General features: G+C 62.9%; 10 protein-coding genes and 1 tRNA gene. 9 read left to right on the top strand and 2 right to left on the bottom strand.

Features of this window, described 5'->3' with window-relative positions; all coding sequences use genetic code 11:
* Nucleotides 1-46 precede the first annotated feature (46 nt).
* Complete coding sequence (locus B3C64_RS01735; protein WP_291533288.1) at nt 47-1267, bottom strand: NADP-dependent isocitrate dehydrogenase; 1221 nt, start codon at nt 1265-1267, stop codon at nt 47-49.
* Nucleotides 1268-1399: 132 nt separating this feature from the next.
* Between B3C64_RS01735 and B3C64_RS01730 the strand changes: the two genes are divergently transcribed.
* Together B3C64_RS01730 and B3C64_RS01725 are read left to right on the top strand one after the other, a co-directional pair.
* Complete coding sequence (locus B3C64_RS01730; RefSeq protein WP_291533286.1) at nt 1400-2515, top strand: GuaB3 family IMP dehydrogenase-related protein; 1116 nt, start codon at nt 1400-1402, stop codon at nt 2513-2515.
* 245 nt (nt 2516-2760) lie between these two features.
* A tRNA-Gly gene (locus B3C64_RS01725) sits at nt 2761-2836 on the top strand.
* 109 nt (nt 2837-2945) lie between these two features.
* Here B3C64_RS01725 and B3C64_RS01720 read toward each other — a convergent pair.
* Nucleotides 2946-3311, bottom strand: coding sequence for a cupin domain-containing protein (locus B3C64_RS01720; protein WP_291533285.1), 366 nt, complete (start codon nt 3309-3311; stop codon nt 2946-2948).
* A gap of 516 nt (nt 3312-3827) precedes the next feature.
* Here B3C64_RS01720 and B3C64_RS01715 point away from each other — a divergent pair.
* The 7 genes from B3C64_RS01715 to B3C64_RS01685 form a co-directional block, all read left to right on the top strand.
* A complete protein-coding gene (locus tag B3C64_RS01715) occupies nt 3828-4193 on the top strand; it encodes a GtrA family protein (RefSeq protein ID WP_291533283.1) in 366 nt (121 codons plus the stop codon).
* Between the two features lie 125 nt (nt 4194-4318).
* Nucleotides 4319-5815, top strand: coding sequence for a DUF3375 family protein (locus B3C64_RS01710; protein WP_291533315.1), 1497 nt, complete (start codon nt 4319-4321; stop codon nt 5813-5815).
* Nucleotides 5812-6570, top strand: coding sequence for a DUF4194 domain-containing protein (locus B3C64_RS01705; protein ID WP_414632145.1), 759 nt, complete (start codon nt 5812-5814; stop codon nt 6568-6570). The genes B3C64_RS01710 and B3C64_RS01705 overlap by 4 nt, the downstream gene beginning before the upstream one ends.
* Nucleotide 6571: 1 nt before the next feature.
* Nucleotides 6572-10009: an ATP-binding protein gene (locus B3C64_RS01700; RefSeq protein WP_291533281.1), complete on the top strand. Its 3438-nt coding sequence runs from the start codon at nt 6572-6574 to the stop codon at nt 10007-10009.
* Between the two features lie 174 nt (nt 10010-10183).
* Nucleotides 10184-13072, top strand: coding sequence for an excinuclease ABC subunit UvrA (gene uvrA, locus B3C64_RS01695; RefSeq protein WP_291533313.1), 2889 nt, complete (start codon nt 10184-10186; stop codon nt 13070-13072).
* 5 nt (nt 13073-13077) lie between these two features.
* Nucleotides 13078-15450 (top strand): excinuclease ABC subunit UvrC, encoded by a 2373-nt coding sequence (gene uvrC, locus B3C64_RS01690; protein ID WP_414632146.1) that lies wholly within the window; start codon nt 13078-13080, stop codon nt 15448-15450.
* Nucleotides 15451-15514: 64 nt separating this feature from the next.
* Nucleotides 15515-16035, top strand: a 521-nt coding sequence (locus B3C64_RS01685; protein ID WP_414632144.1) for a shikimate dehydrogenase family protein, incomplete at its 3' end; no start/stop codon positions are given.

The following is a 16035-nucleotide window of genomic DNA, read 5'->3' as shown; positions in this document are numbered from 1 at the left end:
TCCGGGCCCTTCTATCGGCCGTTCCGCCACCGCCTGCGGGCGGAGGTCATTCGGCCAGCGCCTTGGCGAGGTTCTCGTCGAGCGCGTTCATGAATCCTTCGGTGTCGAGCCACGGCTGGTCGGGGCCGATGAGCATGGCGAGGTCCTTGGTCATCTGGCCGCCTTCGACGGTGTCGATGATGACCTTCTCCAGCGTTTCGGCGAAACGACGGACCTCCGGCGTGCCGTCGAGGTCGGCGCGGTGCTTGAGTCCGCCGGTCCAGGCGAAAATGGACGCGATCGGGTTCGTGGAGGTCTTCTCGCCCTTCAGCCAACGACGGTAGTGGCGGGTGACGGTGCCGTGCGCGGCCTCGGCCTCGACGGTCTGACCGTCCGGCGTCATCAGCACGGAGGTCATCAGGCCCAAGGAGCCGAATCCCTGCGCGACGGAGTCGGACTGCACGTCGCCGTCGTAGTTCTTGCAGGCCCAGATGTAGCCGCCGTGCCACTTGAGGGAGCTGGCCACCATGTCGTCGATCAGGCGGTGCTCGTAGGTCAGTCCCGCCTTCGCGAACTTGTCCTTGTATTCGTTCTCGAACACCTCGGCGAACGTGTCCTTGAACTGGCCGTCGTACGCCTTGAGAATCGTGTTTTTGGTGGACAGGTAGACCGGATATCCGCGCATCAGGCCGTAGTTGAAGCAGGCGCGCGCGAATCCGCGGATCGAATCGTTCACGTTGTACTGCACCTGGGCCACGCCGCCGTCCTCGCCGTAGTTGTACACGACGTGCTGGATGGGCTCGGAGCCGTCCTCCGGAGTGAAGGTGACGGTCAGGGTGCCGGCGCCCGGAACCTTGAAGTCGGTGGCCTTGTACTGGTCGCCGAACGCGTGGCGGGCCACCACGATCGGCTTGGTCCATCCCGGGACCAGCCTCGGCACGTTGCTCATCACGATCGGCTCGCGGAAGATGGTGCCGCCGAGGATGTTGCGGATGGTGCCGTTCGGGGACTTCCACATCTTCTTGAGGCCGAATTCCCTCACGCGCGCCTCGTCCGGCGTGATCGTGGCGCACTTGACGCCCACGTGCTCGCGCTGGATGGCCTTCGCCGCGTCGACCGTCACCTGGTCGTCGGTGGCGTCGCGGTTCTCGATGCCCAAATCGTAGTAATCGAGATCCACGTCGAGATACGGCAGGATCAGACGATCCTTGATGTCCTTCCAGATGACGCGGGTCATCTCGTCGCCGTCGAGTTCGACGACCTTGCCTTCGACCTTGATCTTGGCCATGCGTTGCCCTCCTGTCGGGTTTGAAGGTGAATGGTTCCTGTTTATAACATGTGTGTTAATTCCGTCCGCCGATGTCCAAATCCGGCCCGTCCGGCGCACTGGCTGTCATAGCTGAGCATTAGCCTTGGAGCCATGTCTCAGGAAATTGAAATCGGTTTGGGCAAGAAGGGCCGTCTGGCTTACGCGCTGGACGACGTCTCCATCGTTCCCTCCCGTCGTACTCGCGATCCGCAGGATGTGTCCACCTCTTGGCAGGTCGACGCCTATGAATTCGACGTGCCGGTCATCGGCGCCCCGATGGATTCGGTGACCAGCCCGGCCACCGCCATCGCCTTGGGCAGGATGGGCGCGCTCGGCGTGCTCGACCTCGAGGGCCTGTGGACCCGCTATGACGATCCGCAGCCGCTGCTCGACGAGATCGCGCAGCTGCCGGCGGACAAGGCGACCGCGCGCATCCAGCAGATCTACGCCGAGCCGATCAAGCCGGAGCTCATCGTCCAGCGTCTCCACGAGATCCGCGACGCGGGCGTCACCGTCGCCGGCGCGCTGTCCCCGCAGCGCACCCAGGACTACTATTCCACCGTGCTCGAGGCCGGCGTCGACCTGTTCGTGATCCGCGGCACCGTCGTGTCCGCCGAGCATGTCTCCAAGGACCATGAGCCGCTGAACCTGAAGAAGTTCATCTACGATCTTGACGTGCCGGTCATCGTCGGCGGCGCGGCCAACTACACCGCGGCCCTGCATCTGATGCGCACCGGCGCTGCCGGCGTGCTTGTCGGCTTCGGCGGCGGCGCGGTCTCCGCCAACCGCAACACGATCGGCGTGCACGCGCCGATGGCCACCGCCATCGCGGACGTCGCCGAGGCGCGCCGCGACTACATGGACGAGTCCGGCGGTCGATACGTGCAGGTGATCGCGGACGGCGGCATGGGCGATTCCGGCAGCTTCATCAAGGCGTTCGCCCTTGGCGCCGACGCGGTGATGCTCGGCTCTCCGCTGGCCCGCGCCACCGAGGCTCCCGGCCAGGGCATGCACTGGGGCGCCGAGGCGCGCCACCAGACGCTGCCGCGCGGCTTCCGCACCAACGTCGGCACCGTCGGCAGCCTGCACGACGTGCTGTTCGGGCCGAGCCACAACCCCGACGGCACCACCAACTTCATCGGAGCGCTCCGTCGCGCGATGGCCACGACCGGCTACGTTGACCTGAAGAGCTTCCAGCGTTGCCCCGTCACCGTGTCGCAGCACTGACGCACCGTGACGGACACGCTTCCGAGGCAATCCCCGCTGCACGCCAGAAGATGGCGTACAGCGGGGATTGTCATATACACCTGATTTGTGCGCACGCGACGGCGGATTCATGCATGGTCGTTTTTGTCATCATGCCGGCAGAAACTGTAGAAAACCCTTGGAATGACAGTCGACACGCCGATAGTTGCGCATCAATGGCGAATCCAGTATATTACTAACTCGTCAGCCACCAAGGTGGTAGACATGCGGACATAGCTTAGTTGGTAAAGCGCAACCTTGCCAAGGTTGAGACCGCGGGTCCGAGTCCCGTTGTCCGCTCCAATAAGAAAAGCTCCCGTCGGGAGCTTTTCTTGTATTCACAGGATTCCGCGCACGGCCATGACGGGTCGATTTAATATGTCCGCGCGCGGAAGGTTCAATGGTCACCGACCTACTTCTCGATGTCGGCGCGCGCGGGCGTGATCATCGTCAGCATCATCACGGACGGCTCCTCGGCGTACACGGCATGGGGGATGCGCGTGGGGAAATAGGCCAGCCCTCCCGGAACCAGCTCCACGGTCCTGCCGTTGCCGGTCACCCTCAACCGTCCGCTCAGGGTCTGGACGAACACCGGCATCGCGGCCGTATGCTCGCTGAGCTCCTCGCCCTTGTCGAAGGAGAACAACACCACATTGCCTCCGGCCTTCCGCATGACGGTCCGGGAAACGGTGGATCCCTCCTGCACGGAGACCATATCCCCGAGATCCTCGATGTACCCCAGTTCGACCGGTTCGGCATCATCCGACTGTCCGCTCATGTTTCCACACTCCTTTGTCGTAGTTTTTCGAACGTCTCCATCGTACCCGCATCCCCGCCGACGCACGAGGAGACGTCGGAAAGCGACACCGTCGGCATGGGGACGGCCGGCCACGATGCGAACGCCTTCTTGAAATCGCCCTGCCGCCGACACAAACTGGAACCGGTTTTACAAGGAAACGGCAAGGTCGCCGCGGCAGTGAAGCCCTATGGAGGTATACGAACATGAACGAGAACAATGGCATCAGCTTCGTGCCGGATGATTCCGCCAGCCACGAATGGACGGAACACGACAGCGAACTCGTCGAGGAATACGCGAACCAGCTCATGAACATGAGCTTCTGACGCCGATTCCCACGACAGCCACAGGGCGCCGCGCGCATGCGCGACGCCTTCTCCATGCCCCTCCGCCCGCAGGCCGAACCCCCAGCGGAAACGCAGACTATACTGTCCACACGGCAAGGCAAACGGAACGGAGGGACGGCCCATGACGGACGGCGCGCGGCCAAAAAGGACCATGATCAGACAACTGTTCGGCTATTACGGCGTCTCCATCATGCAGACCTTCGTGGAATTCGGCGTCTTCGCGCTGCTGCAGCTGGCCGGCGCCCCGTTCCGCATCGCGAACACCGCCGCGGTATTCTGCTCCGGCTCGTTCAACTACGCCATGAACCGCAACATCACATTCAAATCGTCATCGAACCACATCCGCTCGATCGCCATGTTCACGGCCATGTACTGCTGGAACCTGCTGTTCTCCAACCTGATGATGTCCTGGATACCAAGCCAGCTCGGATGGCCGACCATGGCCGTCAAAATCATCACCATGGGCATGCAATCCATCTGGGGATTCCTGCTATGCCGCCACGTCATCTTCGCATGACGACGAACCCGGCCAAAACGAAACCGCACCCGCACCGACAGCGGACGCACTCTCCTACAATGGGAAGAACGCAAAGAAACACACGCAAGAGGAGAACACGGCCAGTGACTGACGTAAGACGGGAAATGGAACGAATCCGTCCGGTATACGAAACCGGTGTGCTCCGACTGCTGCTACGCGGCAACTCCATGCTGTACATCGCCCTGCTGCGAGCCACATTCGACCCGCTCTCCGGAGAACTGCCCAGGGAAACCGTCGAGGAACGCTTCGCACGCAGCATCACCCAACTCACGAAGACCGGAGACTACACACTGAAAGACAGCCAGACCGCCCTGGACGCCGCCCACACGACGCTCCTCGACCTCACCAAGGAAGGCGCGGGCGACTACGCATGGCTCGCCAACTCCATGGACGTCTCCACACACCGCTACCTATACCGCCTCACCGCCCGCGCGCACAGAGCCATCGAAGCATTGGACCGACTCGGCGACACCACCAAAACCCTCTCCGGCGCCCAAGCCAACAGCATCATCATGGAAATCGAAAACGCCCGCATGCAACTGACCGCCGACCCACGCGAACGCATCCGACTGCTCGAACAGGACATCGCCGAACGCCAAAAGGAAATCGACCGACTCGAACACGACGGAAACATCAAGGAACTCACCGGACAACAGGTCGGCGACATCATCGGCGTGATCCACAACACCCTGCGCGGCGTGCCCATCGACCTACGGGAACTGGCGCTCGCCGAACGCGACAACGGGGACGCGCTGCGCCGGCGCATGCAAAGCGGAGACATGAGCGTCGAGCGGATCCTCGACGCGTACCATGACGAATACCGCAGGGCGTTCCGACAGTCCGACAGCGGCCGCAGGTTCGAGGACGCGTTCCAGGTGATCGTCACCGAGAAGGGGCGCCGCGCCATCGACGAGGCCGTGCGCGACATCGCCAGGAACCCGTATCTCGAAGGGGAGCCGGGCATGTTGCTCGGCCAGGTGCGCGCCGAACTCAAACGCATCTACCAGGGCATCGAGGACGTGCGCGAGCAGACCCGCGTCTCCGACGAGGCGGTCAGCAGGCTCGTGCGCCAGCAGACCGACACCCGCTATCGCACCATGCTCGTCACGTTGAACCGTCTGTTCGCGAAGGCCGGCGCCGAAGCCAAGGCCAGGCCGGGCGATGCCGGCCGACCGTACCACACCGATTCCGGATTCGCGCAGTTCGCGGCCTTGCCGTCGCGCCCGGCCAGGTCGATGGCGCGCAGCGCATCCGCAAGCCTGGCCGAAGCCCAGGAGCCGATGGTCGCGGCGCCCGACCTGAAATCGATGATCGAGACATGCGGCCCCAGGCTGCGCCGCATGGTCGGCCTCATCCGTCGGAATCCGGTATGGACCGAAGACGGACGGTACGTGGATTTCGCGGCCAGCTTCAACCGGCTGCCGCGCGCCGAGCGCAGGGAAAGCGAGCTCGTCGGCTTCCTCGGCGCGTTGCGCGTGCGCGACGACGGGGACTTCGTCAACTGGAACTGCGTATCGCTGAACGGCAGGGAACGCGTATGGCGCACCAGGCCGGTGCTCGCCACGGAACGGACGATCGACGACATCATGCAGGAAGGATGAGCATGGCGCAGGACAACGAGGAAACCCGATTGGAACAAACATTCGAATCCCGTGACGGGGCCGGACTGTTCGACGGCGACAGCGGCGACATGACGGCGGACGGCAGGGTCGCGGCCATCGCGCTCAAACGCGAGCGCTACGTCACCGGCGACCTGTACGACCTCGTCCTGGCGCATCGCGGGGAAGTGGAACGTTCGTTGAACAACGACATGCTCCGTCTGATGGTCGACGAGCGATACCATCTGATGTACGCCGCGCCGGTCGGTGACGACGAGACCGGCATACGCGCGTTGAAGACGCGCGCCAGCCTGACCCGCGAGGAGGCCGCCACGTTGGCCTTGCTGCGCATTCACGCGTTGGAGTACGAAAGCCAGGGAATCGGCCCGGAGCGGTGGCTCATCGGCATTGACGAGATCCGCGGCGCGTTGACCTCGGGGGCCGGATACCTCGCGTCCAGCAACGACGAGGAGGGCACCGCGAAGAAGATCTCCGCGGCCGTCTCCCGGATGCGCACCTACGGCTATCTCGCGCAGACCGACGAGGACGACATGTATCTGATCACGCCGCTGGTTCCCGTGATTCTGGACAGGCGTCTCGCCGACCAATGGCTCGGCTACGAAGATGACGCAGACGATAATGCGGAAGATGCCGCCGGCATGGAATCTGCCGGCGACACGGACGGGCGTCGGGACGGCGGCGAGCAGATCGCCTTGGAATTCGACCAGGACGCGACCGACGATGGAGAGGAACACTGAAATGAACGACAGCATGGCAATCGTCGCGGACCGTTGGATGCTGGAAAGCCGCCAGCTCGTCAACTGGGGCTCCTACAACGGCTATCACGAGTTCAGGCCGTCCACCGACGCGCTGGCGCCGGTCACCCTGCTCGCCGGCGCCAGCGAATCCGGCAAATCCACGCTTGTGGACGCGCAGATCTCTCTGCTCTATCCGACGGGCACGCCGTACAACAAGGCATCCAATTCCGGCAAATCCGAGCGCAACGACTACACCTATCTGCGCGGCATGGCCGGCATCAACGACAGCGCCGAGGGCGAACGGCCGGTCTATCTGCGCGGCCGCGGTGACGACGGCACGCCGCACAACATCTGGGGCGCCATCGTCGACACCTATGTGAACCACAGCGACGGGGGCCTCCTGTCGTGCGCGAAATTCCTCTACCTGACCACAGGCGACGGCAAGGACGGTCTGCGCCGACGCTACGCCACATGGAACAGGAAAATCGACCCGCGAGCCATGGACCGTTACCGCGACGTCCCGTTCACCGCCAACATGCTGCGCGAGATGTACCCCGAATGCGAGACGTATCCCAATGCGGAGACCTTCCATGCCGCCATCTGGCACATCATGGGGCTCAGCGCGGAGGCATGCCGGCTCCTGCACAAGATCCAATCCGCCGACGCGCCCGCACGGCTCGACGACATCTTCAAACAGGGCGTGCTCGACGTGCCCGAGGCCATCGCCATCGCCCGGAACACCGTCGACGACTACGAGCGGTACCACGAAAACTTCCACATCATGGAAGAGAAGATCAAACGCGTCGGCAAGCTGCGCGCCATCCAAAACCTCTATGGCGAATACTCCGCCAAGCGCAACGAACTCGGCGAATACCGGCGTGCCGACCCCGAAACCGAGGCGGGCGAAGCCGCCATCACCGCATGGGCAATCTCACGGATGGCCGGCGAGATACGCGCCGGAATCCCCGCGGCCGAACGGGCCATCGAGGACGCACGCCTCCGCATCGGACAGGCCGATCTGCGCATCCAGGGACTCGACGCGCAGATCGACGCGGTCAGGGAACGTCTCGAAGGCCTCGACAACGGCAACCTGCTCCGTCTCAAAAACGACCTGCAACGCGCCCGACGCGACCGCGAGGAGACGCGCGTCCGACGGCAGAGGCTCGCCGCACGGTTCGAACGGACTTCCGGCAAACTGCCCACGGACGAAACCTCATGGGACGACATGCGCGCCGCATTGGCCGAAACCGCACGCTCATACGACAAGCGGCGCGCCGAACTCGACTCGGCCTATGAGGAACTGGTGGCCCGCCGCGCCGCGTTCGGCGAGGAGCGAGAACGGCTCCGCAGGGATTACGAACGCGCCCGCCGGCAGAAGAGCCGCGTCACGGACGCCATGGCGGACGCGCGCGACCTCATCGCGCGGGCCACGGGCCTCGACGCGGCCGAACTGCCGTACGTGGCCGAACTCATGGACGTGAAAGAGAACGAGGAACGATGGCGCACGGCCATGAACGTCGCCTACGCGCCCATCGCGCAGACCATCCTCGTGGACAGGCGCCACGAGGCGGGATTCGCGGCCAAGGTCAGCGCAATCGACCCGACCCATATGATCCGCCGCACCTGGCGTTTCGTCGACACGCGGCAAACCCACGACGCCAAGAGCGAAGAGGGATGGCTGTCCTCGAAACTGCGCTACCGCGAGGACTCCCCGTTCGCGTCATGGCTGAAAACGCAGACCGCATCGCAACGGTACGACGCGGCGTGCGTGGACGCGATCGACGACGCGGACGAACGCCGACAGGTGCAGGCGGACGGCCAAATCAAATCCGGAGCGCATGGATTCCACGGCACCAAAGGCATGACTCCGGTCATCGGCTTCATCAACGAAACGTATCTCGCGCAACTGCGCGAACGCGTCAGCCGGAAGGAACGCGAATACGCGGACGTCGACCAACGATGCGGCCAAGCCAAGCGCGATCTCGAACTGCTGCACGACGAACGCGCCCTCGCCGACGCCGTCGCCGACATGCCATGGCGGGAAATCGACGTGTTCGCGGCGGAAAAACTCGTGGACGAGCTCAAAACGCAGATCGACCGCATCGAAGGCGACCCCGAACTCAAAACACTCCGGGAACGGCTCGACGAACTCGCCCGCCAACGGGACGAGGCCGGGCGGACGCGGTACCACGCGCAAGCCGACCTCGACGGCGCGCAAAAGGCCGAACGGCTGGAAACGCAATGGCTGGCATCCCATGATGATGGCACGTTCGACGAATCCACCATCCCCGAAACCGTATCGAACCGGCTCGCCGACGCGTACGAAGACGCCTGCGGCATCATCGGCGACCGGAAGGAAAGGCCGAAGCACCTCGCCGGAATCTCCGACGCGGAAGGCAAAACACCCTTCGCGCAGCGCGTGGTACGCAAACTCGAGAATGTGATGGGCGGCCAAATAACAAGACTGTCCGAACAGACAGGGGAGAAGCGCACCGCCACGGAACAGGCCATGCAGTCATACCTTGAAGACCACGCCGCAGACGACGGCATCGTCACCGCAAGCGTCAACGACTATCAATACTTCCTCCGGGAACTCAGCGACCTCGACATGCTCGTCACCCGAAAAACCACCGACGAGGAATACGCCAACAGCGTCGAAAAACTCTACATGAGCCTGCAACAACTCAACCGGTCGATACGCTCCGACGAGGAAAACATCGGCGAACAGCTCGACCGCATCAACGACATGCTCAAAGACCAGAAATTCGGACCACGCGAAGGACGACTGGCGCTCACCGTCGAATTCGGCAAACCACAACGCGACTTCGCCCAGGCCTTCGGCGCCATCCTCACAAAACTCGACGACTGGACACAAGAGGACCGCGACGACGCCACCGCCACACGCAAGGCCTTCGCATCCTGCAAACCATTCATCGACACGCTCAAAACGGAACTCGGCAAAATCCACGACACCGGCGGCGTACGCAGCTACGGCTCCTACAACCTCGACCCACGGGTACGAGGATCCTTCTACGCCATCGTCCACCACACGGACGAACCAGACGAACGCATCAGCTCCACCGGCGGCAAATCCGGCGGCGCGCTACAGGAACTCACCTCATTCATCTACGGCGCGGCACTCATCTACCTACTCGGCGGCGACCTCACCGGACACCCCACCTACACCACACTGTTCCTCGACGAAGCACTCATCAAAGCCGACGGAAGATACACGCAACGCGCCCTCAACGTGCTCCCACGACTCGGCTTCCAAGTCATCGTCTCCGCACCCGAAAGCAAAACCGCCGAAATCCTCGAAACCGCCACCAAAGCCTACGTGGCCTACAAAGACCCCAACAACGGCCTCTCATCCCTACAGGAACTCGACAGCACACCCACCACCGACACAACCCCACACGAAAACGACGCCAACCAATAGAACACCTGTTCGAAACCACAGCAAAAACACGCTATCCTAATACCCAGAAACAGCCACAACCAAACAAAGGACACCACAGTGGCCAAACACACAAACCCCACAAACGGCAACGTCATAGTGGAACGCATACTCACCAGCGACGCCTTCCTCACCAAAGAAATCAAAAAAGCGCCCATGAAACCAACCAACGGCGCACTCATCGCCGACCTCAAACACCTCCCCAACGACCTCAAAATCGTCATCCAAGGCGCTCGCGAGCACAATCTCAAAAACGTGAATCTGGAATTCCCCCGCAACCGCATGGTGGTGTTCACCGGGCTGTCCGGCTCCGGCAAGTCCTCGCTGGCGTTCGACACGCTGTTCGCCGAGGGCCAACGCAGGTATGTGGAATCACTGTCCGCGTATGCACGGCAGTTTCTGGGGCAGATGGACAAACCCGACGTCGACTTCATCGAAGGCCTGAGCCCGGCCGTGTCCATCGACCAGAAGACGACGAACCGCAATCCGCGTTCGACGGTCGGCACCATCACTGAGATCTACGATTACCTGCGCCTGCTGTTCGCGCGCACCGGCATCCCGCACTGCCCGGAATGCGGCGCGTTGGTCAGCGCCCAGACGCCGCAGCAGATGGTGGACGCGCTGCTGAAATATCCGGAACGCACGCGGTTCCAGATCCTGGCGCCCGTCGTCCGCGGACGGAAGGGCGAGTTCGAGGACCTGCTCGAACTGCTGCGCGGCGACGGCTACGCCCGCGCGCTGATCGACGGCGAGATGCGGCAGCTCTCCGATGACATCAAACTCGTCAAGCAGAAGAAGCACACCATCGAAGTGGTGGTGGACCGTCTGGTGGTCAAGGACGGCATCCGCCAGCGCCTGACCGATTCCATCGAGACCGCGTTGCGGCTTTCCAAGGGCGTGGTCATCGCGGACTTCGTGGATCTGGACGAGCACGACCCCGACCGGCGCAAGCCATTCTCGGAAAAGCGCGCGTGCCCGAACGGGCACCAGCTCGAACTCGACGAGATCGAACCGCGCACCTTCTCCTTCAACGCGCCCTATGGCGCCTGCCCGGTATGCACCGGCATCGGCTACAAGCTCGAGATCGATCCGGAACTGGTGATTCCCGACCCCAGCAAGACGCTGAACGAGAACGCCATCGAGCCCTGGGGCATGACCAAGGGCACCGGCGAATACTACCGGCATGTGCTCGAGGGCCTCGGGGACGAAATGGGATTCGACCTGGACACGCCATGGAAGGATCTGCCCAAAGACGTGCGGCACGCCATCATGTACGGCCATGACTTCAAGGTGCAGGTCTCATACCGTAACCGCTGGGGACGCATGCGCGAATACTCCACCGGCTTCGAAGGCGTCGTCCGCACGCTGATGCGCCGGCATGACGAGACCGACTCCGACCAGATGAAGCAGTATTACGAATCGTACATGCGCGAAGTGCCCTGCCAGGCATGCCACGGCCGTAGGCTGCGCCCGGAGGTGCTGGCGGTCACCGTGGGCGACGAGTCCATCGCCGACGTGTGCGACATGTCCGCCGAGAAAAGCCTCGAATGGATCAACGACCTCCGTCTGGATGGATCGGCCGCGAAAATCGCCGGTGAGGTCGTCAAGGAGATCCGTGCGCGCCTCGGATTCCTCAATGACGTCGGTCTGAACTATCTGACGCTGTCGCGCGCCGCGAAGACGCTTTCCGGCGGAGAGGCCCAGCGCATCCGTCTGGCCACGCAGATCGGTTCCGGACTGGTGGGCGTCATGTACGTGCTGGACGAGCCGTCCATCGGATTGCACCAGCGCGACAACGAGCGTCTGATCTCCACGTTGCATCATCTGCGCGATCTCGGCAACACGTTGATCGTCGTGGAGCACGACGAGGACACCATCAAGAGCGCCGACTGGGTCATCGACATCGGTCCCGGCGCAGGCGAACATGGCGGGGAGGTCGTCTACTCGGGCCCGGCCGCGAAAATCGTCGACGCTCCGCGCTCCATCACCGGCGACTACATCGCCCGCAGAAGAACCATCGAGGTGCCGGCAAGCCGCCGCAAGGTGCGCAAGACCAAGCAGCTTCGTGTGATCGGGGCCAGGGAGAACAACCTCAAGAACCTGAACGTCGATTTCCCGCTGGGCGTGTTCACCTGCGTTACCGGCGTGTCCGGCTCCGGCAAATCGACTCTGGTCAACCAGATCCTCTACCCGGTTCTCGCCGACAAGCTCAACGGCGCGAGGATCGTGCCGGGCAAGCACACCCGCGTCGAAGGCGTGGACCAGTGCGACAAGGTGATCCATGTGGACCAGAACCCGATCGGACGCACGCCGCGTTCCAATCCGGCCACCTATACCGGCGTGTGGGACAAGATCCGCACGCTTTTCGCCAAAACGCCGGAAGCCCAGGTGCGCGGATACGGTCCGGGACGGTTCTCCTTCAACGTCAAGGGCGGACGGTGCGAGGCATGCCACGGCGATGGCACGCTGAAGATCGAAATGAACTTCCTGCCGGACGTGTACGTGGATTGCGAGGAATGCCACGGCCAGCGGTACAACCGCGAGACCCTGGAGGTGAAGTACAACGGCAAATCCGTCGCCGACGTGCTCAACATGCCGATCGAAGAGGCCGCGCGGTTCTTCAAGGCGTATCCTTCGATCTCACGGTATCTCGACACGCTGGTGCAGGTCGGATTGGGATACATCCGCCTCGGACAACCCGCGCCGACCCTGTCGGGCGGCGAATCGCAGCGCGTGAAGCTCGCCACCGAATTGCAGCGCCGCTCCACCGGCAAAACCGTGTACATCTTGGACGAGCCGACCACCGGCCTGCATTTCGAGGACGTGCGCAAATTGCTGATGGTGTTGCAGGGACTGGTCGACAAAGGCAATACCGTCATCGTCATCGAGCACAACCTCGACGTGGTCAAATCCGCCGATTGGCTGATCGACCTCGGACCGGAAGGCGGCGACGGCGGCGGCACGGTCGTCGCCGAAGGCACACCCGAACAGGTCGCGCAATGCGAACGGTCCTGGACCGGCAGGTTCCTCAAGGACATGCTGTGAGCAAGATGATTGAGAAGCATAGTCCGGAAGTATGGCGCAAAACCGCTGAGAGCATGCGCGGCCCCGTGCCGCCACAGGCGCGGCGCGGGGCCGCTGGCAGGGGAGTGAACAAAAACGGCGCGCCCCTGCTGGGGGACACCAGGGATCTGTTCCGTCCGAAGACCTCCGATATTCCGGCCCAGCCGGGCGTCTACAAATGGCGTGACGGCGAGGGAAGGGTCATCTACGTCGGCAAGGCCAAGAATCTGCGCAACCGACTGACCAATTATTTCCAGCCGCTGTACCAGCTGCATCCGCGTACCCAGACCATGGTGCTGACCGCACGCAGCCTGGAATGGACCGTGGTCGGAACCGAACTGGAATCGCTGACGTTGGAATACACGTGGATCAAGGAATTCGACCCGCGGTTCAACGTCGTCTTCCGCGACGACAAGACGTATCCGTATCTGGCCATATCCTCCGGGGAACGCGTGCCCCGCGTATGGATCACCCGTAGTCGGAAACGCCGTGACACCAGATACTTCGGGCCTTACGCCAAAGTCTGGGACCTGAAGCAGAGCCTCGACCATCTGCTCAAGACGTTTCCGGTGCGCACCTGCTCGCAGAACGTGTTCCGCAAGGCGGAGCTCACGCATCGTCCGTGCCTGCTCGCCTCGATAGGCAAATGCTCGGCCCCATGCGTGCAACGCATCGGAGTGGCGGAACACAGGAGAATGAGCGAGCAGCTGGTCGGCGTGCTGACCGGACGCATCGGCAAGTCGTACATCGCCCAGCTCACGCGCGAAATGAAGAACGCCAGCGCCGAACTGGAATTCGAGAAGGCCGCGCGGTTGCGCGACCAGATCCACATGCTTTCCACCGTCGTCGAGCAGAACGCCGTCGTGTTCGATTCCGACGTCGACGCGGATGTGTTCGGCATCGAATCCGATGAGCTGGAAGCCTCGGTGCATGCTTTCTTCGTTCGGGCCGGCTCCATTCGCGGTGAGCGCAATTGGAGCGTGGAACGGGTGGAGGACGTCAGTGACGAGGAGCTTGTGTCCGACCTCATCACCCAGGTGTATTCGGAACTGTCAGGCCGGCATGCCATGGAATCCGCCACGGCGTCCACCGTCGTCACCGAAACGCGTGACGCGATCGGTTCGACGCAAACGGTGACGGCGACCGATGCCGTGGCCCGCGCGCAGGCCACCAGGGAGCGGAACGAGCGGCTGGAGCAGACCGGCCGTGCCGATCTGCTGGCCCCCATAGCGCCGGTGCCCCGCGAAATCATCGTGCCCATCGAACCGGCCAGACGCGGGGAGCTCGAACAGTGGCTGACCGGTCTGCGCGGAGCGGCGGTGACCATCCGCACGGCGATTCGCGGTGACAAAAAACAGCTTATGGACCGTGCCGACGACAACGCCAGGCAGGCGATGCGGCGCAGTAAGATGAGTCGTATCAGCGATATGGGCGCACGCACCACGGCCATGAACGACGTGGCCAAGGCGCTTGGGCTTGAGCAATCGCCGTTGCGCATCGAATGCTACGACATCTCGAACACCATAGGCGGCGCGTTCCAAGTGGCGTCGATGGTGGTGTTCGAAGACGCCATGGCCAAGAAATCCGAATACCGCAGATTCGCCATACGCGGAGCGGACGGCAAGGGCGCGTTGGACGATCTCAGCGCATTGTACGAGACGCTGACCCGCCGATTCCGCCACGGCAACATCGCCGGCGACTCCGGCGAGAGCCTCGACGACGAGCATCGTATTTCCAAACAGGGGAATCGGGAGCCTGCGGCCGGAGAACCATCCGGAAACGGTGAAACCGTGGTGCGGCAGAACCCGGACCGTAGGCATTTCGCATACAAGCCCAATCTCGTGGTGGTCGATGGCGGCAAGCCGCAGGTCATGGCGGCGGCCAAGGCACTTGAGGACTGCGGCGTCGACGATGTGGCCGTCTGCGGCCTCGCGAAACGGCTGGAGGAGGTTTGGGTGCCGGACGACGACTATCCGATCATCCTCAAACGCCAGTCGGAAGGCATGTATCTGCTGCAAAGGGTGCGCGACGAATCCCATCGGTTCGCCATCACCTACCATCGTCAAACCAGGCGGAAAGGCGCATTGCGTTCGGCCCTTGACGACATTCCGGGCATAGGGGAGTCCTATCAGAAGCGGCTGCTCGGCCATTTCGGTTCGGTACGCGCCATGCGTTCGGCAAGCGTCGAGGATTTCGAACGGGTCAAAGGCATCGGCCATGCGAAGGCGGAGGCCCTGTACCGAGCCTTGCATGATGACGCTCCGACCGACGCTGCCGATGCGACGCATGCGGAACATTCCGGTTCCACGGCGAAAACCGGAAACAGAGCATCGGAGAACCCGGAACGTTTTGCGGAATGACAGCATGCCGTGCGATAACGGCAAACCTTGCTAGCATAGGACGGGACACTAGGGAAGGAGCATGATGGCAGAAATCAATCATCGCTGTGCGGTCTTAGGCAGACCCATAGCGCATTCGCTTTCCCCGGTCCTGCACAACGCGGCGTATCGGGCCCTGCACCTTGACGACTGGTTCTACGACAGGCACGAAGTCGGAGAAGATGACCTGGAACGGTTTCTGAAAGGCCTCGACCCCACATGGGCCGGACTCAGCCTCACCATGCCGCTGAAGAAGACGATTCAACCGTATGGGCTTCCCTGTGACCGCTGGTCCAAGGAACTGATGGTGGCGAACACCGCGGTGTTCGATTGGAAGGGCGCATGTCGCAACGGCGATGAATCGTTGCCGGCCATCAGACTGTACAACACCGACGTCCGCGGCATCGAGCTCGCCTTCGAACATTCCTATGACGCTCGCGGTTCCCGCCCCGTGTCCGACCATTCGTGCGATGCGGTGATCATCGGCAACGGCAATACCGCGACCTCCGCCCTGGCCGCATGCGTCGGCATGCCGGCCGTCGGCCATGTCACCGTCATCGCCAGGCA

Source organism: Bifidobacterium sp. UBA6881, assembly GCA_002451435.1.
GTDB lineage: Bacteria > Actinomycetota > Actinomycetes > Actinomycetales > Bifidobacteriaceae > Bifidobacterium.
Note: the sequence above shows the minus strand (reverse complement) of the source record. Positions and strands in the feature narration are given on the sequence as shown.